At 29.3% G+C, this 22,054-nt stretch carries 21 protein-coding genes; 17 read left to right on the top strand and 4 right to left on the bottom strand.

Annotated features, from left to right (window positions below):
* Nucleotides 1–24 precede the first annotated feature (24 nt).
* Nucleotides 25–876: an aldo/keto reductase gene (locus V2W16_RS08505; RefSeq protein ID WP_329384374.1), complete on the bottom strand. Its 852-nt coding sequence runs from the start codon at nt 874–876 to the stop codon at nt 25–27.
* Between the two features lie 34 nt (nt 877–910).
* Nucleotides 911–1,678, bottom strand: a complete 768-nt coding sequence (locus V2W16_RS08500) for a DeoR/GlpR family DNA-binding transcription regulator (RefSeq protein ID WP_329384371.1) — start codon at nt 1,676–1,678, stop codon at nt 911–913.
* A 270-nt stretch (nt 1,679–1,948) separates the two neighbouring features.
* Here V2W16_RS08500 and V2W16_RS08495 point away from each other — a divergent pair, with 270 nt between their 5' ends.
* The 3 genes from V2W16_RS08495 to V2W16_RS08485 all read left to right on the top strand — a co-directional run bounded on the left by V2W16_RS08495 (nt 1,949) and on the right by V2W16_RS08485 (nt 5,397).
* On the top strand, nt 1,949–3,253 hold the full coding sequence (locus V2W16_RS08495; RefSeq protein WP_329384367.1) for a PTS galactitol transporter subunit IIC: 1,305 nt from the start codon (nt 1,949–1,951) through the stop codon (nt 3,251–3,253).
* Nucleotides 3,254–3,277: 24 nt separating this feature from the next.
* Nucleotides 3,278–4,249: an acetylxylan esterase gene (locus tag V2W16_RS08490; protein ID WP_329384364.1), complete on the top strand. Its 972-nt coding sequence runs from the start codon at nt 3,278–3,280 to the stop codon at nt 4,247–4,249.
* A 146-nt stretch (nt 4,250–4,395) separates the two neighbouring features.
* Nucleotides 4,396–5,397 carry a C45 family peptidase gene (locus V2W16_RS08485; protein WP_329384361.1) on the top strand — a complete coding sequence of 334 codons (1,002 nt, stop codon included), beginning with the start codon at nt 4,396–4,398 and terminating at the stop codon, nt 5,395–5,397.
* Nucleotides 5,398–5,403: 6 nt separating this feature from the next.
* Here V2W16_RS08485 and V2W16_RS08480 read toward each other — a convergent pair whose 3' ends face one another.
* A complete protein-coding gene (locus V2W16_RS08480; protein ID WP_329384358.1) occupies nt 5,404–5,688 on the bottom strand; it encodes a hypothetical protein in 285 nt (94 codons plus the stop codon).
* Nucleotides 5,689–5,899: 211 nt separating this feature from the next.
* On the opposite strand from V2W16_RS08480, the gene ylqF reads away from it, so the two are divergent.
* The 3 genes from ylqF (at nt 5,900) to codY (ending at nt 8,754) form a co-directional block, all read left to right on the top strand.
* Nucleotides 5,900–6,727: a ribosome biogenesis GTPase YlqF gene (gene ylqF, locus V2W16_RS08475; RefSeq protein WP_329384355.1), complete on the top strand. Its 828-nt coding sequence runs from the start codon at nt 5,900–5,902 to the stop codon at nt 6,725–6,727.
* A 9-nt stretch (nt 6,728–6,736) separates the two neighbouring features.
* Nucleotides 6,737–7,873, top strand: coding sequence for a ribonuclease HII (locus V2W16_RS08470; RefSeq protein WP_329384352.1), 1,137 nt, complete (start codon nt 6,737–6,739; stop codon nt 7,871–7,873).
* Between the two features lie 110 nt (nt 7,874–7,983).
* Nucleotides 7,984–8,754 (top strand): GTP-sensing pleiotropic transcriptional regulator CodY, encoded by a 771-nt coding sequence (gene codY, locus V2W16_RS08465; protein ID WP_329384349.1) that lies wholly within the window; start codon nt 7,984–7,986, stop codon nt 8,752–8,754.
* A gap of 22 nt (nt 8,755–8,776) precedes the next feature.
* Here the strand turns inward: codY and V2W16_RS08460 are convergent, their stop codons facing one another.
* Nucleotides 8,777–9,232 carry a PTS sugar transporter subunit IIA gene (locus tag V2W16_RS08460; RefSeq protein ID WP_329384345.1) on the bottom strand — a complete coding sequence of 152 codons (456 nt, stop codon included), beginning with the start codon at nt 9,230–9,232 and terminating at the stop codon, nt 8,777–8,779.
* 291 nt (nt 9,233–9,523) lie between these two features.
* Here V2W16_RS08460 and V2W16_RS08455 point away from each other — a divergent pair, with 291 nt between their 5' ends.
* The 11 genes from V2W16_RS08455 (at nt 9,524) to pknB (ending at nt 22,053) form a co-directional block, all read left to right on the top strand.
* The gene (locus tag V2W16_RS08455) at nt 9,524–10,558 is read left to right on the top strand and encodes a zinc-binding dehydrogenase (RefSeq protein WP_329384342.1); all 1,035 of its coding nucleotides are present in this window, start codon (nt 9,524–9,526) and stop codon (nt 10,556–10,558) included.
* 259 nt (nt 10,559–10,817) lie between these two features.
* Nucleotides 10,818–11,963: an AI-2E family transporter gene (locus V2W16_RS08450; RefSeq protein ID WP_329384338.1), complete on the top strand. Its 1,146-nt coding sequence runs from the start codon at nt 10,818–10,820 to the stop codon at nt 11,961–11,963.
* Between the two features lie 69 nt (nt 11,964–12,032).
* On the top strand, nt 12,033–12,302 hold the full coding sequence (gene rpoZ, locus V2W16_RS08445) for a DNA-directed RNA polymerase subunit omega (protein WP_243112222.1): 270 nt from the start codon (nt 12,033–12,035) through the stop codon (nt 12,300–12,302).
* An 18-nt stretch (nt 12,303–12,320) separates the two neighbouring features.
* On the top strand, nt 12,321–14,750 hold the full coding sequence (priA, locus tag V2W16_RS08440) for a replication restart helicase PriA (RefSeq protein ID WP_329384332.1): 2,430 nt from the start codon (nt 12,321–12,323) through the stop codon (nt 14,748–14,750).
* Nucleotides 14,751–14,759: 9 nt separating this feature from the next.
* Nucleotides 14,760–15,269, top strand: coding sequence for a peptide deformylase (gene def, locus V2W16_RS08435; RefSeq protein ID WP_329384329.1), 510 nt, complete (start codon nt 14,760–14,762; stop codon nt 15,267–15,269).
* A complete protein-coding gene (gene fmt, locus V2W16_RS08430; RefSeq protein ID WP_329384326.1) occupies nt 15,269–16,207 on the top strand; it encodes a methionyl-tRNA formyltransferase in 939 nt (312 codons plus the stop codon). Before def ends, fmt begins: the two co-directional genes overlap by 1 nt.
* Before the next feature lie 20 nt (nt 16,208–16,227).
* A complete protein-coding gene (locus tag V2W16_RS08425; protein ID WP_329384324.1) occupies nt 16,228–16,920 on the top strand; it encodes a zinc metallopeptidase in 693 nt (230 codons plus the stop codon).
* Nucleotides 16,921–16,946: 26 nt separating this feature from the next.
* On the top strand, nt 16,947–18,299 hold the full coding sequence (gene rsmB / locus V2W16_RS08420; protein ID WP_329384321.1) for a 16S rRNA (cytosine(967)-C(5))-methyltransferase RsmB: 1,353 nt from the start codon (nt 16,947–16,949) through the stop codon (nt 18,297–18,299).
* A gap of 15 nt (nt 18,300–18,314) precedes the next feature.
* Nucleotides 18,315–19,343 carry a dual-specificity RNA methyltransferase RlmN gene (gene rlmN, locus V2W16_RS08415; protein WP_329384319.1) on the top strand — a complete coding sequence of 343 codons (1,029 nt, stop codon included), beginning with the start codon at nt 18,315–18,317 and terminating at the stop codon, nt 19,341–19,343.
* Nucleotides 19,344–19,345: 2 nt separating this feature from the next.
* The gene (locus V2W16_RS08410) at nt 19,346–20,077 is read left to right on the top strand and encodes a Stp1/IreP family PP2C-type Ser/Thr phosphatase (protein WP_329384316.1); all 732 of its coding nucleotides are present in this window, start codon (nt 19,346–19,348) and stop codon (nt 20,075–20,077) included.
* Complete coding sequence (gene pknB, locus V2W16_RS08405; protein ID WP_329384313.1) at nt 20,077–22,053, top strand: Stk1 family PASTA domain-containing Ser/Thr kinase; 1,977 nt, start codon at nt 20,077–20,079, stop codon at nt 22,051–22,053. The genes V2W16_RS08410 and pknB overlap by 1 nt, the downstream gene beginning before the upstream one ends.
* Nucleotide 22,054: the final 1 nt, after the last annotated feature.

Below are 22,054 nucleotides of genomic sequence, written 5' to 3'. Positions count from 1 at the left end.
TTTAAACTGTCTGTTTTTTTTTATTTAAAAATCTACGTCATCAGGATTTGCGCATTGTCCTCCGCAACAAGGTATATTATCTATTGTTTTCATATCATCTTCGCTTATTTCAAAATCAAAAACTTGACTATTTTCAAGTATTCTGTTTGGTGTAACTGATTTTGGAAGAGGAAGAATATCATGTTGAAGAACCCATCTTATACAAATTTGAGCTGTTGATTTATTGTATTTTTTTGCAAGTTCTACAAGTGTTTCGTTTTCTAAAACTTCTTTTCTTCCAAGTGGTGACCAAGCTTCTACTACTATATCATTTTCTAAGCAGTATTTTGCTGTTTCAATTTGAGCAAAACCAGGATGGAATTCTATTTGGTTTACCATTGGTTTGATTTTTGCAGTTTTCATAAGTTTATCTATATGATGAGGTAGGAAGTTGCTAAGCCCTATAGCTTTAACTCTTCCTGTTTCATATATTTCTTCAAATGCTTTCCATGTTTCAGCATTTATTTCTTCAGCATTATCAAATTGTTTTTTTATTGCAGGCCAGTGGATTAAAAATAAATCAAGATATTCAAGTCCTAAATTATCCATTGTTTTTTCAAAAGCAGCTTTTGCACTTTCATATCCTCTGTCGCTGTTCCATAATTTGCTTGTTACAAAGATATCTTCTCTTTTAATTCCGCTTTCTCTTATGGCTTTTCCAACACCTTTTTCATTTTGATAAAAATAAGCCGTATCAATATGTCTGTATCCGATTTTTAAGGCTTCTTTTACTCCATCTTCCACGCTTTTCCCATCAGGAGTTTGAAATGTCCCGTATCCTATACACGGAATATCTATTCCATTGTTTAATTTGAATGTGTCGGTTAATTTGTTCATTTTAACACCTCTTTCTTTATATTATTAAAAATTTTTATTTGCCTATAATAACTTTCACACCTTTTTCTTCAATATTTTTTACGTGTTTTTCATCTATATTGTCGTCAGTTATTAATATGTCTATTTTTTCAATGCCGGGTACACAAAATTCGTTGCTCATACATATTTTTGAAGAATCCAATAATAGTATTTTTTGTCCGTTCATTTCAAGAAGTTTTCTTAAAATATAGTTATCATAATCAACTCTTCCAATTAAATTATAATTTGCATTAAGTCCCATACATGAAAATACTATTTTATTTGGGTCAATTCTGTTTAGATTTTCTAAAAGAGGGAATCCTCTTATTATAAGGTAAGGTCTTACGGCTTCTCCTTCAAGGCAATATAAATGTGCTACATTTTCATTTTCCGTTGTTAAAATTTGTATAGACGGAGTAAATATTGTTGTGTTTTTTCTTGTTAAATGTTGATATGCCATATAGCAAGAAGACCCTACATCAAAAAAGATAGAATCATTGTCATCTATTACTTCGTTAATCATTTTGGCTATTTTTATTTTTTTATTGGTATTTATGTTTGCATAAGAAACAATTGATGTTGGAGTATCTAATTCATTTCTTGTGATTGTTACTCCTCCGGATACTCTTTTTAATTTTCCTTCTTTATCTAAAATTTCCAAATCTCTTTTTATTGTTGAAATTGAAACTTGGAATATATCAGTAAGTTCATTTACCGATGCATAGCCTGCGTTTTTAACAAAAGAATATATTGAATTTAATCGTTCGATATTTTTTTTTGTCAAAATTTTTACCTCTTCCTGTTCATTAATTTATTACAATATAACATATTTTTGAGCTAAAAGATACCATTTTTTTTTGATTTATAGATAAGAAAACGATATTTATTAAAAAATATGAGCTAATTAGCTAATAAATATTGACAAAATGAACTTTTTAATATAAAATGCATTACATGGTTCACGTATATTGTCTAAATAGTTCAAAAATAAAGAAGGCCTTCCTTTTTAGACAATATATAATTTTAATTTGGAATAATTAAAGGAGATAAAAAAATGCAAATTATACAAAATATTTTTACCTATATAATTGATATGGGTGCTTCTGTAATGATGCCTATTATATTTACGATAATAGGACTTATTATGGGTATTAAGTTTGGTGAAGCTATAAGAGCCGGCATGACATTCGGTGTTGGCTTTATTGGTTTAAATGCTGTTATAGGACTTCTATCAAGTACAATTTCTCCTGTTGCTACAGCATTGGTTGAAAATTTGAATTTTAAACTAACTGCTGTGGATGTTGGATGGGCGACAGGTTCTGCTATTGCTTGGTCAACTTCTGTTGTTCCTTTTGTATTTTTGGCTATTATTATTACAAATATTGTAATGATAATGCTTGGATGGACAAAGACAATGGATATTGATATTTGGAATTACTGGCATGTATTGTTCTCAGCATCAGCTATATTATTAGTATGTGATTATTCACCTATGGCATGGGTAATTGCTATTGTTCAAGCAATGGTAATAATGGGAATTATGTTTATTATTGCTGACTGGACACAAGCAGATTGTGCTGAAGTGTTTGGGCTTGAAGGTATTTCACTACCTCACTGTCAATCAATGTGTAACTACTTATATACATACCCAATAGATTTATTACTTGGAAAAATTCCTGGCATAAAAGATATACATTGGACAAGTGAAGGAATTGCTGAAAAACTTGGATTACTTGGTGAACCAATGATGATGGGATTTATTATTGGTGGATTTTTATCAGCTCTTGCACAATTTACAGCTTCTGAAGTTAATGTAGGTACAGCTGTTCAACAAATTTTAATTGTTGGTATGAATGTTGCTGCAGTACTTGTTTTAATTCCTAGAATGGTTTCACTTTTAATGGAAGGTTTAATGCCTATTTCTGAAGGTACTCAGGAATTCCTTGAAAAAAGATTCCCTGGTAAAGAGTTATATATTGGTCTTGATTCTGCAGTTGCAACAGGACATCCTTTTGTAATATCTATAGGTTTATTGGCTATTCCGATAATCCTTGTTCTAGCTATCATCTTACCTTACAATACAGTCCTTCCTCTTGCGGACCTAGCGGCACTTCCTTTCTTTGCAGTACCTTGTGTAGTATCAAGCAAAGGAAACTTGTTTAGAGGTTTAATTGAAATGACTGTTTTATGTATTATAGTTTTAACTATTTCTACATTTGGAGCAGATGTTTTAACAGGTTTGGCAAGTGCGGCAAACGTAACAGTTCCTGAAGGCGCTGCTAAAATCACAAACCTTGCCATTGGTGGACAATGGATAACCTGGGTGCCATTTGTATTAGCTAAAATTATTTGCTTATAATTAAGAAAGAAAGGAAATATAACTATGCCATTATTATCTTCAATTGATAAATATAAAGACTATATGGGAGAAAGTCCAAGACCTGAAGATTTTGATCAGTTTTGGCAGGATTCTTTAAAAGACTTAAGGGAAAATACCAAACCGGGATATACCTTGAAAAAAAGAGAATTTTTGGAAAAGGGGATAGAGCAGTTTGATTTGTTTTTTGAAGGAACATTTGGTGCAAAAATCCATTGTCTTTATATAAGACCTAAAGAAATAAAAAATAAAATACCGGGGATTGTATTTTTTCACGGATATGGTTCAAGCACAAAAGGACCTTTTGAATATTTACCTTATGTATATAATGATATTGCTGTTTTGGCAATGGATGTAAGAGGGCAGGGAGGATATTCCACGGATCCTTGGTATGGAAACGGGCCTAGTTATTACGGACAGTACATACGTGGACTTGAAGATGACGATTTAACTAAACTTTTCGCGAGAAATATATATCTTGACGGTGTTAAAGCTGTGGAAACTTTAATGAGTATGGAAGAAGTAGATGAAACAAGAATAGGTATTAACGGTAAATCTCAAGGCGGTGCTTTAACAATTGCTTCTTCTGCTTTAGTAAAAGGTGTAAAAGTAATTACTCCTACATATCCTTTTATGAGCGATATAAAACATACAATAAAAGAAGATTTACTTGATATTTCTCAATTTAATGAATTTAATGAGTTCTTTAGAAGACATGATCCAAAACACGAAAAAGAAGATGAAGTGTTTAGAAAACTAAGCTATGTTGATATACAAAACTTTGCAGATAAAATAACAGCAAAAGTTCACTGGACACTGGCTTTTAAAGATGAGAATTGTCATCCAAGCACTCAATTTGCCACTTACAATAAGATTAAATCAGAAAAAGAAATGGTTATTTATCCTGATTATGGACATGAGCCTCAGCTTTTATTCCAGGATAACGATTTATTTCAGTTTTATTTAAAAAATCTATAATTTAGCCTTTAAAATTAAAATTAATAATTAATATATATAAAGACAGCTTTTGTTTAAAGTTGTCTTTTTTTATTTTATTGACATAAAATTTTTATTCGGTTATTCTGTTTTAAAGGCGCCTTTTAATAAAATATTAGGAGGTAAATATGTACCATTCAAGATTTGGTTCATCACATTATAATGCCGGATTAAAATATGGCTTAAAACTTAAAAATAACAGAAAATATATAGATGAAAAGTTAAAACTTATAAATGCTGAAATGATGGATTTTGGTATAAAATCTTCATTGATTTGTAAAAAAGAATACCCTGAATTTTTAGACGAGTTAAAGGGTATAAGTGATGGGTTAAAGGTAGATTTAAGTTATTTTTCTTCCTTTATATTTTGTATGTATAATTTTACGTTTAATAATTATTGCAGCTGCTTTGCTTTTAAAGATTGTGAAAATATTATTTATGGAAGAAATAGTGATTATCTTGTTGAATTTAAAAATGTATGTGATAGTTGTTACTATCATTTGGATAATTCTTATTCTTTTGTGGGTAACACAACTGCAATGTCTGAAATTGAAGATGGAGTTAATGAGTTCGGTTTTGCTGCAGGTTTAACTTTTGTTTATCCTTCTTTAATAAACCCTGGTTTGAACGGTGGGGTAATAGTTAGAAATTTACTTGAAAAGTGTAGGGATGTTAATGAAGGAATAGAAAAAATAAAAAATCTAACTATTTCATCTTCGCAAAATATTTTAATGGCTGATAAAAATGGAGATATGGCTTTAGTTGAATGTAACTGCGAAAAAATAAACATAATAAGACCAAAAAATAACTTTTTATGTTGTTCAAATGATTTTAATTCTATTAAGATGAAAAAATATAGTTGTAGCATTGAAGATGAAATACATTCAAGGGAAAGATACAGGACGATGTATAATTTTCTTTTAAAACAGAAGAAATGTTCATTCGAATATGCAAGTTCTCTTTTAAAAGGAAAATATGGTTTTATGTGCGACTATGATAAACATTCAAAAATGGATACTTTATGGTCAAGTGTATATGTTTTAAATAAAAATGAAGTATATATTTGTGATGGAAATCCAAAAAGAAAAATATATAAAATGGATAAAAGGTTAAAATATAAAGAGCTTTAAAGCTCTTTATATTCTGTATTTGTTTCTTAAATAGTATTCGTATTTTTCTATATGAGCTTCTATATGTAATAAAATAAAGTCGTTCTCTTTAGAAAAAAACTTAAGGTGTCTAACTGATTCTTTTAAATAATTTATTCTTTTATAAATGTTTAAAACGGCATTAAAATCTTTTTTATCTAAAGAAATAATATCCATCTCTATTTTGGACATTTTACTTATAATATCATTTTTTGAGCTTTGTAAATTGAATGTATAAATATGCTTTCGATTTTCTTTTCTTTTTGTAATCATTTCCCTGCCCCCTTTGTTTCTATGAACATATTGTTTTCTTTATTATATACAAAAACTTGAGATTTTTTTTGTCGAATAATTGATATATTTTTGACAAATGATTATCTTTCAAGAATAAAATCAATAAAAAGCTTGTTTTTGTTTTTATTTTTCCTTTATAATAAAATAATTCAATAAAAATATATGTAAAATTTAACATGAGAGGTTATTTATGAATATTCAATGGTATCCGGGGCATATGGCAAAAGCTACAAGACTAATAAAGGAAGATTTAAAGAATGTAGATATTGTTGTAAAATTACTGGATTCAAGAGCTGTTATAAGAAGTGAAAATAATGATTTTAATAAAATATTAAATCAGAAAAAATTTATAAGAATATATAATAAATGTGACTTGGCTGACGAAAAGGAAACTATAAAGTGGCAAAATTATTTTAAAGAAAAGGGTGAGGATGTTTTCTTTATAGATTCTATGAGTAAAAAAGGAATAAATGAAGTATTATCTTACTTAAATAATATTAAATCAACATTTAGAGCAAATAGAGAAGTAAGAGCTATGGTAGTAGGTATTCCAAATGTAGGTAAGTCAATGTTTATTAATTCAATAACGAAAAAATCCAACGCAAAGACAGGGAATAGACCTGGGGTGACACTTTCAAAACAATGGATAAAGGTAAAAGGAGAAGTTTATCTATTGGATACACCGGGAGTTCTTCCTCCAAAATTTGAAAATTTAGAAGATGGTGTGTGTCTTGCTTCTATTGGTTCTGTAAAAGATACAATTTTGGATAGAGAAGAATTATGTCTTAAACTTATTGAATTTTTAATTGAAAGATATCCTGATAAATTAAAAGAAAGATACAAGCTTGAAAATGTTGAAAAAATGCCTATAGAAGTTTATGAAGATATAGGAAGAAAAAGAGGATTTTTATTAAAAGGCGGAGAAATTGATTATTTGAGAACTGCCGTTACGGTTTTAGATGAGTTTAAAAACGGTCTTATTGGCAGAATTTCTTTTGACAGAGTTTGTGATTTATAGGAGTAAAAAATGATAGATGTTAAAAATACAAAAGTCAGTGAATTAAGAAAAATCATAAATGAGATAAAGTTTGAAGAATATGAAGAATATATTGAAGTATTTAAGTCTGATGGAAGAAGAGAGCTTGAGAAGTTTGCTTTAAGGCTTCAAAAAAAATTAGATCAATATAATAAAGAGTTACAAAGACTTGAGAATATTAAAGAGTACGAAAATAGTCTTTATGATAAAGGTTATAAGCTTATTGCCGGAATAGACGAAGTTGGTAGAGGTCCCTTAGCTGGTCCTGTTGTAACTGCTGCTGTTATTCTTCCAAAAGACAGTAAAATAATGTATATGAATGATTCAAAGGCTTTAAGCTCACAAAAAAGAGAAGATATAGCTTTAAAGATAAAAGAAGAAGCTATAAGTTATGCTTATGGAATAGTTGATAATAATGAAATAGATAGAATTAATATTTTAAATGCAACTAAAAAAGCTATGCTTGAAGCTGTAAATAAATTAAATGTAAAACCTGATATGATTTTAATAGATGCCGTTCATTTAGATACTAATATAAAGCAGAAGTCTTTTATAGAAGGGGATGCGAATATTTATTCGATATCAGCTGCAAGTATTATTGCAAAAGTTCATAGAGATCATATGATGGATGAATATGCAAAGGAATATCCGGAATATGGGTTTGAAAAGAATAAAGGGTATGGAACTTTTGACCATGTTGAAGCCATAAGAAATATTGGACTTTGCCCTATTCATAGAAAAACTTTTACCGAAAATATAATAGACAGCAGGGTAAAACAAGGCAGAAATTATGAAAATGTTGTTATGAATTATCTGGTTAAACATGGATACAGTATTTTAAATAAAAATTATAAATGTAAATATGGTGAAATTGATATAATAGTTAGAAAAGATAATTTAATTGCTTTTGTAGAAGTAAAAGGACGTCATAAAAATATTATAGCACCTAAAAGTTATGTGGATGAAGAAAAAAGAAAAAGAATAATAGACAGTGCAAAACAATATTTAAAAGAAAAGAGTTTAAATGATAAGTTTAAAATTCGTTTTGATGTAGTAGAAATAACTGATAAATCAAGAGGAACTTTTGATGTTAAAGTTATAGAAGATGCATTTAGAGAAAATAAATAGTATATTATTGTCTGAAAACTTAATACTTTTCAAAATATTTAGAATATTATTGAAAAGTATTTTTTTTTAGTGTAATATGGTAATAGTATATAATTTAGGAGGACATTTTTATGGAATCGATTTTGCTCGATAGAATAAGAAAGTTAAATGAGATATTAAAACTTACGGCCGTAGAAGTAGTATCTTTTGAAGAATTAACAAATGAGTTGAGTAAAATTTTGAAGGTAAATGTATACATATCAGAAAATGACGGAACAATTCTTGCTTATTCAACAAGTGACAGATTTAAATGTGATTTGACTTATTATCCTAATGAAGAAGCACATTTTCCTCAAAATTTCACAGAAAAATTACTTTCTTATACAGACACAGTAGAAAATATATATGAAGAAAGTCCGATTTGTACTTTTGGAAGTCAAGGGCCTTGTGTTTATAAAGACAGATATATGACTATCGTACCTATAAATGGTCTAGGTGAAAGAATAGGTACATTGTTATTTAGTAAATATGGCGGAAAATTTGATGACGATGAAATTATATTATGTGAATATTCTGCTGCCATAGTTGTTATGGAACTTTTAAGATATATTCAAGATCAAAGAAAGAAAAATACCGCAGATATAGCTGCAGCAAAAATGGCTCTTTCAACTTTATCATACTCTGAAGTTGAAGCCGTAAAGATGATTTTTAAAGAAGTTGAAAATGAAGGACTCGTTGTTGCAAGCAAAATTGCCACAGAAGCTCAAATTACAAGATCTGTTGTTTCAAATGCACTTAGAAAGCTTGAAAGTGCAGGTATCATAGAAACAAGATCTCTTGGTATGAAAGGAACGTTTATAAAAATAGTTAATCAAGAATTAAGAGCTCAATTAAATCAATAAGACACTCCTTCGAGTGTCTTTTTTATATGTTATTTATATATTTTGTTGTTATCTTATAAATTTCATCTTCATCATTTGCATTAAGTAGATTTTCCATAGCTTCTTGATTTTTTGTCATGTTAATAATACTTGACAATAGAGGGATTTGTTTTTTACCATCTGTAAATACAAGACCAAAAATATATTTTACATTTACTGTTTTATCATTTGATGCCATTTCCCTAAATTCAATATCATTTTTTAGTTTTAAAATAATTATACATGGTTTTATTACATGTTCAGGATCTGTATGAGGAATTGCTATTGACCATGGATGTATAGGTAAACCTGTTGGGCTTATTTCTTCTCTTTTAAGTAAGGCGTTTGTGTATGTATCTTTTACATAATTTTTTTTGTATAGAAGTTCTCCTAATGTTTTAAGTGCATCCTTATAATCATTAACTTCAACGTTTAAGTAAATATTTTCGTGACTAATCATTTTAAATTATGTACTCCTTTTCGTGTTTTTATATAATTTATAATAAATGCTATTATTTTTAATTCAAATTATTGTTTTCCGTTTTTTAAGGAAAATAATAAAATATATTCTTTTTTTGTTTTTCTAATTGCATAAGAATTAATAATATATTGGCAAATAAGTTATTTTTTTTCCTAATTTTAATAATTTCATATATATATTTAAAGTTTCCTATGTTGAATGGAAGAATTATGTTTGTTTCTTTTTTTTCTTAAAAATATAATATCCATAACAACATTATGGAGGTTATATATGAAAGCAGCAGTATTAAACGGAGTCGAAGATTTAAAAATAATGGAATTAGAAACTCCAAAAGCTAATGACGGTGAAATTATAATGAAAGTAAAAAGTGCACTGACTTGTGGAACCGATGTTAAGACTTTTAGAAGAGGTCATCCAAACTTGGCATTTGGACATAATGAAGTAGCATTTGGACATGAAGGAAGCGGTATTGTATATGAAGTTGGAAAAGGCGTAAGCGATTTTAAGGTAGGAGATAGAATTGCATCACATAATACAGCACCTTGTCATTCTTGCTATTCATGCAGAGTTGGAGATTATAGTATGTGTGATGATTTGAAATTAATGAAAGGTACATGGGCAGAATATGTAAGAATTCCTGCTGAAATCGTAAAAGAAAATGTGTTTAAGATACCTGATAATATGTCATATAAACAAGCCGCATTGTTAGAACCTCTTTCTTGCGCAGTGTATGGAGTGGATTTGTCTGATATAAAACTTGGTGATTTAGTCGTTGTAAACGGATGTGGACCGATAGGACTTATGATGCTTAAATGTGCAAAATTAAAAGGTGCTACTGTTATTGCTTGTGATTTTACTGATTTAAGACTTGAAACAGCTAAAAAACTCGGAGCTGACATGGTGGTGGATTTAAAGGAAGTTGATGATCAAGTTGAGGCTGTAAGAGAATTAACTCCTTATTCAAGAGGTGTTGATGTTGCAATAGAAGCGACTGGAGTTCCTGAAGTATGGGAAAAAAATATGCTAATGGTCAGAAAAGGCGGAATGGTTATGGAGTTTGGAGGATGCAAGCCTGGTACAACCATAACAGTAGATACTAAATTACTTCATTATTCTCAGCTTACAATCAAAGGAGTTTATCATACCACACCTAAACATGTAGGAATGGCTTTTGAACTTATTAAAAGAGGAGAATTTCCTGAAGATTTAATGATAAACAAAAGCTTTAAACTGGATAATGCTTTGGATGCACTTCTTTCTCATGCTAATGGGGAAGTAATAAAAAATGAAATAGTAATAGACTAATAAATTTTATTTAAATAAAAGACACCTTAGGGTGTCTTTTATATTTGTAATATTATATATAATAAAGTTAATATTTTATTATTAAAGAATTATTTTAATAAGATATTAAGTAATATTAACATTTTATATGTATTTATTTTACTTTGTTATTTAAAGGAGGTTTAAATTTATTATATTTTGTAATAATACTATTTATAGCTTTGTTGACTTTTAAATATATATATATTAGTATTAGTTAATAAAGAAAAAGAGGTTTTAAATGTATAATTTAGGAAAAAACGAATGTAAAAAAATTATATTGTTAATAACTTATGCAATACTGTTTTATTATTTTGTAACAAATTTTAGCAGTGTATTAGGTGTGTTAAGTACAACTTTAGGAATTTTATCGCCTTTTATAATAGGTTTTGCTTTAGCATTTATACTAAATAAACCTTTTGTGTTTTTTAGGGATAAGGTTCTTGGGAAACTAGTAGATAAAAATAAGAAAAAAGAAAGACTGGGGCTTAGAGCCGGAATTGCAATATTATTGGTATATTTATTGGTTATCATATTTTTAGTGTTAATATTTTCTTTTGTTCTTCCTCAGCTTGTAAGAAGTATTTCAGGGCTTATAAATTATATCCCTCAGTATTCAAAAGAGTTATTTGATACTATTGATAATATGGTAGATAAAGTAATAATAAATGAAACGATGCTAAAGACTATTGAGAAAACAAGTACTTCGATTGCTTCAACTATGAAAACTGTTCTTTCTAATGCGGTACCTGCAATTGTTTCTTTTATTTCAAATTTTGCATCTAACGTTATAAATATTGTTATTGCTGTTATAGTATCTATATATTTATTATTTGATAAAGATCATTTGAAATATCAATATAGAGTTATTGTAAGAGCCTTTTTAAATGAAAAAAATGCAAATAGGGTATTACGTGTTACAGAACTTACATCTAAAACTTTTTCCGATTTTATAGGCGGACAAATTATTGATGCAATAATAATTGGAGTTTTATGCTCAATAGGACTTGCTGTATTAAAGGTTCCTTATGCTTTATTAATCGGTACTATAGTTGGGTTTACCAATATAATTCCATATTTTGGACCTTGGATAGGTTCGATTCCAAGTGTGTTTATTTTGTTTATGGTAAAACCTATGTATGCGATTATATTTATAATATTTGTTGTTATATTGCAGCAAGTTGATGCAAATATTATTTATCCTAATGTTGTAGGAAGTTCTGTTGGGCTTGGAGCGTTATTTGTGACTTTTTCAATTATTGTAGGTGGAGGTTTGTTTGGGCTTGTTGGAATGATTTTAGGTGTTCCTACATTTGCTGTAATATATACATTGGTTAAAGAAAAGGCGTATAAAAATTTAAAGAAAAAGAATATTACAAAAGTATAGTAAACCTTGACAAATACAGGCTAAAAGATATAAAATAATATTTTAGAAAAGATAAAGGAGATGCATGATATGTTTACAATGATAAATCCCCCTATAAATGAACTTTTAGATAAAGTAGATAATAAATATGTTCTTGCAATGCTTGTTGCAAAAAGAGCTAGAGAGCTTTATGAAGGAGATGAACAACTTGTTGACGAACATTTTGTAAATCTTATTACAACAGCAGTTGAAGAAGTATATGAAGATAAGATTGGATACTACTTAATTGAAGAAGGAGACAGAAAATATAGAGTACACAAGAGTGTTGATTTAAACGAAATGTTAAACAATTCTTTATAATTAATACAGGAATAACTTATGATAGCAAATGTTTTGATTGATACCTTAGGTGTGGTAGGAGATAAAATATACGATTATAAAATACCAGATAATTTAATAAAAGATATTGAAATAGGCAAGAGGGTTCTTGTCTATTTTGGTAGAGGTAAGAATTTAATTCCTGCTTTGGTTATAGGTATAAATGAAAATAGTGAATATGAAGAAGACAAAATAAAAGATATAGTAGAAATTTTGGACGAAGAAGTAATTGTTCATCAGTATTTAATTGATTTAATTAAATATATGAGGGACAATTATTTTTGTACCTATATTGATGCATTAAGATGTGTTCTTCCGTCTTTGGAACAAGTTAAAAGAAAAGAAACATATTCGTTACTTGAAAATGACAAACAAATAGATGAAAAATATGAATTAATTGTAAATTTAATAAAAAAGAGAAACGCTCTTGCAAGTTTCGATTATTTAAAGTCGAAACTTAATTTATCCAAAAGTGAATTAAAAGAAGAAATATCATATTTGGTTAAAAAGGATATTATTTCAAAACAAGTATCATATTATATTCAAGAAGAAAAGAGACAAGAAGTTGTTTCTTTAAGCGGAAAATATGAAAATATTGAAGATTATTTGAAAAAAATAAGAGCAAACGCCATAAAGCAAATTAGTGTAATAAAAGCTCTTGAAAAAGGTGAGCTTTATTATGAGAAGTTAACTGAGCTTACAGGTGCAAACAGAAGCATTATAACAAAATTATCTGAGATGGAATTAATTAGGACTTATTTTATAGATAAAGATGATGAGTTTGATTTAAGTCTAAAGGAAGAACATAAAGATGTTATTTTAAATGAAGAACAACAAGGAGTATTAGACTTATATTTTAATGAAAATAATACAAATAAATTTCTTCTTCATGGAGTTACAGGAAGCGGTAAGACCGAAGTATATATAAAAATGTTTAAAGATCAGATAAATAAAGGGAAACAGTGTTTGTTCCTTGTTCCTGAAATTGCTCTTACTCCTCAAATGATGAGAAATATATATTATAGGTTTAATGGTGAAGTTGCAATTATGCATTCAAAACTTTCCATGTCAAAAAGGATTAAAGAGTGGGACAGGGTACGAAGCGGAAAAGCAAAAATTGTTTTAGGGGCTAGAAGCGCTTTGTTTATGCCTTTTAAAGACCTTGGTCTTATGGTTATTGATGAAGAACATGAAAATACTTATAAATCATCTCAAACTCCAAGGTATGATACGATAGATCTTGCAAATTTTATTTCTGATAAAACAGGTGCAAGACTTGTTCTTGGAAGTGCGACTCCAAGCATAGAAAGTTACTATAAGGCTTTTAGGGGAGAATATAGACTTCTTGAGATGAAGAAAAGAGCTAACGGAAAAGATTTCCCTAAAGTTCATATTGTAGATATGACCGATGAAATGAGAAACGGAAATAGATCTCCAATCAGCCGTTTATTAAAAAAAGAAATAGAATCAAGATTGAAAAAAGGAGAACAAAGTATTCTTTTTATGAATAGACGTGGATTTTCTACATATGTCTTTTGTAGAAAATGTGGTTATATAGAGCAGTGCCCAAACTGTGATGTATCACTTACCTATCATGCAAATACAAATTCTCTAAAATGTCATTACTGTGGATATGAAAAAAGTTCTCCAAATATTTGTCCTGAATGTGGGAGTGATAAAATAAAGAGAGCAGGAACAGGAACACAAAAGATTGAGTCACATGTAAGAAGCTTGTTTCCTAATGCAAGAATCTTAAGAATGGATTTTGATACAACAAGAAAAGCCGGAAGTATGGAAAAAATACTTTCGGACTTTAGAAATAATAAGGCAGATATACTAATAGGAACGCAAATGGTTGTTAAAGGTCATGATTTTGCAAATGTGACTTTGGTTGGTATACTTCTTGCTGATACTGCACTTAATTTCCCTGATATAAATTCACCTCAAAGGACATTTCAGCTTTGTACTCAAGCCTCAGGAAGAGCCGGAAGGGCAAGTAAAGAGGGAAGTGTTGTAATGCAGACTTACTCTCCAAAGAATAAAACACTTGTTTACTCTTCAATGCACGATTATAAAAAATTCTATGCATATGATATTGATTATAGGAAAAAGATGAATTACCCTCCTTTTTCTGAAATTCTGGGAATATTTATTGCAAATGAGTCGGAAGCAAAAAGTAATGAAGATATAAATTTCGTATATAATAAAATAAAAGAACTTTTAAAAGAAAAACAAAGAGAAGACGTAAAGCTTTATCAGCCTATGGAAGCTTTTATACATAAATTAAAAAATAAATATATTATGCATATACTTTTAAGGTATAATGTAGATGATGAAATAAAAAAAGATATTAGAAACATTTTTAGTGAAGTAAATAAGGAAATATCTTCAACAATATTTGCTGAGATAAATCCTGTTACTTTGTTATAGGAGGAATATATGGCACTTAGAACAATAAGAACAAAAGAAGATGAAATTTTAAGAAAGAAAAGTAAAGAAGTAAAAAAAATTACTCCAAGAACTCTTGAACTTATAGATGATATGCTTGAAACAATGTATGATGCAGAAGGTGTTGGTCTTGCTGCTGTTCAAGTAGGGGTTCTTAGAAGAGTTGTAGTTATAGATATTGGGGATGGTCCTGTTATACTTATAAATCCTGAAATTATAGATAAAAGCGAAAAAGAATACCTTGAAGTTGAAGGATGTTTAAGTGTTCCGGGAGAACAAGGTTTTGTATTTAGACCAGAAGAAGTTACCGTTAAAGCTTTAGATAGAGAGGGAAAAGAACAAATTATTGAAAGCAAAGAAAGATTTTTCTCTAAAGCAATTTGTCATGAACTTGAGCATTTAGATGGAATATTATATACAGATCATCTTGTTGAACCAAGTGAAGAACAAATGAAAGAAATAATAAGACAAAGAAAAATTGAGCAAGAGGACGAAGAATAATGAGAGTAGTATATATGGGAACTCCTGAGGTTGCTGTTAAACCTTTGGAAAAACTTATTGAAAGTAATCATGAAGTTTTACTTACAGTTACACAGCCTGATAAGAAAAATTCAAGAAGAGGAAATAAGGTTATATTTTCTCCTGTTAAACAATGTGCTATAGATAATGGTATAGAAGTATTTCAACCTCAAAGAGTAAGTGATGAAGAAAATTATGAATATATAAAATCATTTAATCCTGATGTTATTGTTGTTTGTGCTTATGGACAAATTGTAAAGAAAAATATGCTTACACTGGCAAAATATGGAGCAATAAATATTCATGCATCACTACTTCCACATTTAAGAGGTGCTGCTCCTCTTCATAGAGCTATTATGCAAGGGGATAAAGTAACAGGTGTTACAATTATGCAAATGGATGAAGGTCTTGATACAGGAGATATGCTTTTAAAAGGTGAAATAGAAATTGATGATAAAATGAATGTAGGAATTTTACATGATAAAGTTTCCATTCTCGGAAGTGAACTTATAGTTGAAGCTTTAGATAAAATAGAAAAAGGCGAAATTAATCCTGAAAAACAAGATGACAGTAAATCTAGTTATGCAAATAAAATTTTAAAAGAAGATTGTCACATAAATTTTGATAATAATGTAGAAGATATATATAATATGATAAGAGGATTGAATCCTTTCCCTCTTTCATATGTAAACTTAGATGAGAAAAACATTAAAATATATGAAAGTATCATTAAAAAAGAAGAAATAAACGAAAAATGTGGTACAATTCTCTCATATAGTAAAAAGGATAAAGCGATTTTGGTTGCTGCAAAAGATGGTATTGTCGGTATAAAAGAACTTAAAATGCAAGGTAAAAAGAAAATGGATGCAGCAAGTTTTTATAACGGCAACAGAGATATCATAGGCAAGATTTTTGAATAAAATAAAAAGGAGATAAATATATGTTTTATAGTTATTATTATGGAGGATATTTTATAATTTTACTTCCTGCTATTATTCTTTCACTTTATGCGAGTATAAAAGTAAATTCAACTTTTAGCAAATATGCAAAAGTTCGTAATAGCAGTGGACTTACAGGATATGACTGTGCAAGAAGAATTCTTGATATGAATGGTTTAAGTTATATTCCTATTGAAAGAGTTTCAGGAAGTTTAACTGACCATTATGATCCTGGTAAAAAAGTTTTAAGATTATCTGATAGTGTATATGATGCAGATACAATATCAGCAATAAGTGTTGCTGCTCACGAATGTGGTCATGCAATTCAACATCAACAAGAGTATGCACCTTTAAGCATGAGAAATGCTATATTCCCTGTTGTTAATATAGCTTCGTATGCTTCATGGGTACTTATTTTACTTGGAATAGTGCTTAGTTCGTTCTCATTCCTTGTTCCATTTGGTATAGTTTTATTTGCTGCAACTGTTGTATTCCAACTAATTACATTACCGGTTGAATTTGATGCAAGTAATAGAGCTGTGAAAATATTATCACAAACAGGAATGGTATATGATGGAGAAGCTAAGGCTGCAAAAAAAGTTTTAAGTGCTGCTGCTCTTACTTATGTAGCTGCTGCTTTATCTGCAGTTTTACAACTTCTTAGATTAGTTTTAATTTTTGGTGACAACAGATAAAAATAAAATAAAGGAAATAAAAATTTATGGCGAAGAACATTAAAATCTCACCTTCAAGGGTGAGTGCGTATAAAGTATTAAATGAAGTATTTTTAACGGGTGCATTTAGTAATATTTCTCTAACAAAACATTTAAGAGCGATAAATGTTGAAGCTGATAGAAGGCTTTGTACAAATATAGTTCATGGAGTAATAAAAAAATTTAATAAACTCGAATATATTTTATCAAAGCTTTCAAAAATGCCCGTAAATGAACTTGATGAAAGAGTTAAAATAAGCATTTATATAGGTTTATATCAAATAGTATACCTTGATAAAATCCCAGAATATGCACTTGTAAATGATAGCGTTAATTTAGTTAAAATGTTCGTAGGGAAAAAAGCTTCTGGGTTTGTAAACGGGGTTTTGAGAAATGCTTTAAGGAAAAAATATGAATTAAAAGAAATAACTTTTAGTGATTATTATGATATAATGAATTATGAATATGGATTTAAAAGAGCTTTGGTTGAAAAGCTCTTATTGTCATATAATAAAGAAGAACTTCTTGAATATGCAAAATTTTCTATGTTACCTCCAAGTCTATCTCTTAGAGTAAATAATTTAAAAACAACAAGAGACGAACTTATTGAAAGATTTAATATAAAAGGTTTTGAAACAAGAAAAACTTTTGTTCCTGAAGGGGTTGAAATTACATCTTCTCTTAATGTGACATTGACGGAAGAATATAGAAAAGGACTTTTTTCTATTCAAGATAGTGCAGGAATGCTTGTTTCATATGCACTAGATGCAAAAGAAGGTATGAGTGTTCTTGATATGTGTTCTGCTCCTGGCGGTAAAAGTATGCATACGGCAGAAAAAATGAACAATAAAGGAAGTATTATATCTTGTGACATATATAAAAAGAAACTTGAAATAATGGATTTTAGAGCAAAACAGCTTGGTATAGATATAATAAAAGTAAGAAAACAAGACGGAACAAATTTCTGTGATGAGTATGTTGATAGCTTTGATAGGATAATATGCGATGTGCCTTGTTCTGGGCTTGGAGTAATTAGAAGAAAGCCTGAAATTCTAAAATACTATTCAAATGAAAAAATAGATGAATTAAAAAATATACAATATTCAATTTTATCAAATGCGGTAAAATATTTAAAAAAAGACGGTATTTTGGTTTATTCGACTTGTACTATAAATAAAGAAGAAAATGAAGATATATTAAATAAAGTTTTATCGGAAAATAAAAACTTAGTTTTAGATTCCATTAATCTTCCTTTTGAGTTTGAATATGACAGAAAAATGGCAGAAAAAGGAATATTAAACGTACGAGGAGATAAAAATAATACAGATAGTTTCTTTATTTCAAAAATAAAAAGAATATAGATGTTTGAGGATATGATGGAAAATTTATTTGGACTAACGTTAGAAGACTTAGAAAAGATAGTCATAGATGAATTCAAGGAACCTAAATTTAGGGCTAAACAAATTTTTAAATGGCTTTATTCTTCTTATGTGAAAAATATCGATGAAATGACAAATTTATCCTTAAGTTTAAGAGATAAGTTAAAAAGTAAATATTATATTTCTCATTTACAACTTGAAAAGAAATTTGTTGAAAAAGGAAGTAATACGACAAAATTTTTATTAAAAACCGAAGATGATATTTTAATTGAAAGTGTACTTTTAACTTATGAGGCAGGTTCAACTCTTTGTGTTTCCACTCAGGCAGGTTGCAGAATGGGATGTGTTTTTTGTGAATCAGGTAAATGCGGATTACTTAGGAATCTTACAAAAGGTGAGATTTTAAATGAAATTTATCTTGTAAACGAGATTGAAGATATAAAGGTATCAAATATTGTTTTGATGGGAAGCGGAGAACCTCTCGATAATTATGATGAGGTTATTGGTTTTTTAAAACTTGTAATGGATAAAGATACACTTAACATGTCAAAAAGGAGTATTACGTTATCTACTTGCGGTTTAAAAGATAAAATTTATCTTTTAGCAGATAGTGGGTTAGATATTAATCTTGCCTTATCTCTTCATGCTCCTTTTCATGAAATGAGAGAGAGTATGATGCCTGTGGAAAGAGCAAATAACATAGATGATGTTTTACAGGCAACATTCTATTATAGATTTAAAACGGGAAGAAGAATAACATATGAATATTGCCTAATAGAGGGTAAAAATGATACAATAGAGTGTATCGAAAAACTTTATGAATTATTTAAAGATACTGATGGACTTATAAACGTAATAGGAGTAAATGATAATTCCAAAAAAACGGTAGATGATAAATACATTCACGTATTTGTAAATAAACTAAGAAAAAAGGGAATAAACGTTACGCTTAGAAGACGACTTGGAAGCAGTATAAATGCTGCTTGCGGACAGCTTAGAAGCAGATATTTAAATAAAGAGGTATAAAGATGAAATTAGTTGGAACCAGCGATGTTGGCATGCTTAGAGAAATTAATCAAGACAGTTTCTTAATGCTTGAAAATAAAGAAAAAGAAATAATTGCATTTGGTGTTGCTGATGGACTTGGAGGACATAATGCAGGAGAACTTGCAAGTGCTCTTTGTATGGATATATTAAGAGAATATTTTAATATATCTAATAAATTTTATGAAGAGATGAAGAAAGAAGTTAAGGGTATTATTGAATATGCAAATAAAAGAATTTTAGATTTTGCAAACGAAAATAAAGAAGCTGCAGGGATGGGCACAACCCTTACTTTATGTATATACCATGAGGGAGAATGTTTTATAGTACATGTGGGTGATTCAAGATGCTATAAAATAAATAAAGATGAAATAAAACAAATTACGGTTGATCATTCTTTGGTTTCACATATGGTTGCAAGTGGAGAAATAACAAAAGAAGAAGCAGAGCATCATCCAAATAGAAATATTATTACCAATGCTCTTGGCACTCAAGAAGAATTTTTTATTGATACTTATGTTGAGAAATTAAAAAAAGGTGATATTATTCTTGTTTGTTCCGATGGATTAAGTGAGCATGTTGAAAATGAAGAAATAAAAGAAATAGTAAATAGTAATGATTTGGATACAGCAAAACATTTACTTATAGATAGAGCAAACGAAAATGGCGGAAGTGACAATATAACGGTAGTATTGTTTGACGGAGGATTAGAATAATGATGATCGGAAGAGTGTTAAACGACAGATATGAAATAGTTCAATTTGTCGGTCAAGGGGGAATGGCTAAGGTTTACTTAGGCTTTGATAAAGTTTTAAACAGAGATGTAGCCATAAAGGTACTTCAAGAGGAGTTTACGGATAACGAACAATTCCTTAACAAATTTAAAAGAGAGGCACAGGCTGCAGGAAAACTATCTCATCCTCATATTGTAAATATTTACGATACGGGTATTGATAATAATATTTATTATATTGTTATGGAATATGTAGATGGTGGAACTTTAAAAGATTATATTAACGCAAAAGGTAAACTTAGCTACAGAGAAAGTATCAACTACGCATTGGCTATTGCATCAGCACTTAGTCAAGCACATAAAAATAACATCATTCACAGAGATGTTAAACCTCAAAATATTTTATTAACCAGAGCAAAAAGACTTCCAAAGGTTGCTGATTTTGGTATAGCACGTGCCATAACATCATCTACAATGACAATGGTAGATGAAACAATGGGAAGTGTTCATTATCTTTCTCCAGAACAGGCAAGAGGAGGATATCTTGATGCAAGATCAGATTTATATTCTCTTGGAATTTTATTATATGAAATGGTAACGGGTAAATTACCTTTTGATTCTGATTCTCCTGTTGCTGTTGCTTTAATGCAAATTCAAGAAGATATTGTACCTCTTAGAGATATAGACCCTGAGGCTCCAAAAGGTCTTGAGGTTATTATTCAAAATCTAACTGCAAAATCTCCAAATGATAGATATCAAGATGCTGCAAGTCTTATAGAAGATTTGAAAAAGGTAAGAAGCGATTTTAATGCTCATATAAACAGAATAGGAATTGATGATACATCTCCTACAGAGAGAATTCCTATTATTAGAGATGAAGAAATAGAGCAGGTTCCAAAGCGAGTTGCTCTTGAAAATACTGATGACTATGATAAATTAAGAGAAGATGAAGTAGAAAAGGATAAAAAAGATAAAAAGGATAAGAAAAAGAAGAAGGACAAAGAAGGAAAAACAAATTGGTTTACGAAACTTCCTTTAAAAATGAAAATCCTTACAGGGGTTTTAGCTGTTATTCTTATTGCTGGGATAGTATTTGCAGGAACAAGAATTTTTGCAAAGGAAATTACAGTACCAAGCGTTGTAAATATGACACAAGCAGAAGCTATTGCAACTCTTGAAAAAGCAGGACTAAAAGTAGATACTCCAAAAATGCAAAGTTCTACGGAAGTTGAAGCCGGAATGGTTATTTCTCAGTCTCCTACCGCAAATACTGTAATAAAATCTTATAAAAAAGTAACAATTGTAGTTTCAAGTGGTCCAAAAAATGTAGAAATTCCTAATGTTGTTGGAATGAAACAAGAAGAAGCTGAATCTGACATTACAACTCTAGACCTTAAAGTAAAAGTTGTAAGCGAATATAATGATAATGTTGAAAAAGGTGAGGTTTATAAACAAACACCAGCTGCAAAAGAGAGCATAAAACAAGGTGAAACCGTTACTATTTACGTAAGTAAAGGTGAAAGTAAAGTTACAATGGAAGATTTAAGCGGATTATCTTTAAGTGAGGCTAAAAGTAAAATAACTTCTCTTGGTTTGGTTGTTGGAGATATAGAATATGATTCAAGTGAAAAATATGGAAAAGATGTTGTTATCAGTTCCTCACCAAGTCAATATGAAGAAGTAACGAAAGGCTCAAGTGTTGATCTTGTTGTAAGTAAAGGTTTGATTCAATCTAAAACAATGGCTATAGACATAGGAGAATTCTGTAATAGTACAGGAGAAAAAGTTAAGGTTGATATTGTGTATGTAGATCCTGACGGGGATACATCAACAGCTTACAGCGGAACAGTAAAAGATACTGATATTATAAGAGTAACTTTTAGAGGATATGGTGTTGGATATTTTAAAGTATATATTAATGGAACCGAAAAAGGTAATGGAGGAATAGTTACTTTCTAAT

It is taken from the genome of Anaerofustis butyriciformans (genome assembly GCF_036289385.1).
Taxonomy (GTDB): domain Bacteria; phylum Bacillota; class Clostridia; order Eubacteriales; family Anaerofustaceae; genus Anaerofustis; species Anaerofustis butyriciformans.
This window is presented reverse-complemented; position numbering and strand designations above follow the sequence as displayed.

What these genes read in the sequence shown, in the direction of transcription:
- ylqF (WP_329384355.1), top strand. Translation starts at nt 5,900, where the DNA reads ATGAATATTCAATGGTATCCGGGGCATATGGCAAAAGCTACAAGACTA.
- rlmN (WP_329384319.1), top strand. Translation starts at nt 18,315, where the DNA reads ATGGAAAATTTATTTGGACTAACGTTAGAAGACTTAGAAAAGATAGTC.
- V2W16_RS08470 (WP_329384352.1), top strand. Translation starts at nt 6,737, where the DNA reads ATGATAGATGTTAAAAATACAAAAGTCAGTGAATTAAGAAAAATCATA.
- V2W16_RS08495 (WP_329384367.1), top strand. Translation starts at nt 1,949, where the DNA reads ATGCAAATTATACAAAATATTTTTACCTATATAATTGATATGGGTGCT.
- def (WP_329384329.1), top strand. Translation starts at nt 14,760, where the DNA reads ATGGCACTTAGAACAATAAGAACAAAAGAAGATGAAATTTTAAGAAAG.
- priA (WP_329384332.1), top strand. Translation starts at nt 12,321, where the DNA reads ATGATAGCAAATGTTTTGATTGATACCTTAGGTGTGGTAGGAGATAAA.
- V2W16_RS08425 (WP_329384324.1), top strand. Translation starts at nt 16,228, where the DNA reads ATGTTTTATAGTTATTATTATGGAGGATATTTTATAATTTTACTTCCT.
- V2W16_RS08450 (WP_329384338.1), top strand. Translation starts at nt 10,818, where the DNA reads ATGTATAATTTAGGAAAAAACGAATGTAAAAAAATTATATTGTTAATA.
- rsmB (WP_329384321.1), top strand. Translation starts at nt 16,947, where the DNA reads ATGGCGAAGAACATTAAAATCTCACCTTCAAGGGTGAGTGCGTATAAA.
- pknB (WP_329384313.1), top strand. Translation starts at nt 20,077, where the DNA reads ATGATGATCGGAAGAGTGTTAAACGACAGATATGAAATAGTTCAATTT.
- V2W16_RS08455 (WP_329384342.1), top strand. Translation starts at nt 9,524, where the DNA reads ATGAAAGCAGCAGTATTAAACGGAGTCGAAGATTTAAAAATAATGGAA.
- V2W16_RS08485 (WP_329384361.1), top strand. Translation starts at nt 4,396, where the DNA reads ATGTACCATTCAAGATTTGGTTCATCACATTATAATGCCGGATTAAAA.
- V2W16_RS08490 (WP_329384364.1), top strand. Translation starts at nt 3,278, where the DNA reads ATGCCATTATTATCTTCAATTGATAAATATAAAGACTATATGGGAGAA.
- rpoZ (WP_243112222.1), top strand. Translation starts at nt 12,033, where the DNA reads ATGTTTACAATGATAAATCCCCCTATAAATGAACTTTTAGATAAAGTA.
- V2W16_RS08460 (WP_329384345.1), bottom strand. Translation starts at nt 9,232, where the DNA reads ATGATTAGTCACGAAAATATTTACTTAAACGTTGAAGTTAATGATTAT.
- V2W16_RS08480 (WP_329384358.1), bottom strand. Translation starts at nt 5,688, where the DNA reads ATGATTACAAAAAGAAAAGAAAATCGAAAGCATATTTATACATTCAAT.
- V2W16_RS08410 (WP_329384316.1), top strand. Translation starts at nt 19,346, where the DNA reads ATGAAATTAGTTGGAACCAGCGATGTTGGCATGCTTAGAGAAATTAAT.
- V2W16_RS08505 (WP_329384374.1), bottom strand. Translation starts at nt 876, where the DNA reads ATGAACAAATTAACCGACACATTCAAATTAAACAATGGAATAGATATT.
- fmt (WP_329384326.1), top strand. Translation starts at nt 15,269, where the DNA reads ATGAGAGTAGTATATATGGGAACTCCTGAGGTTGCTGTTAAACCTTTG.
- codY (WP_329384349.1), top strand. Translation starts at nt 7,984, where the DNA reads ATGGAATCGATTTTGCTCGATAGAATAAGAAAGTTAAATGAGATATTA.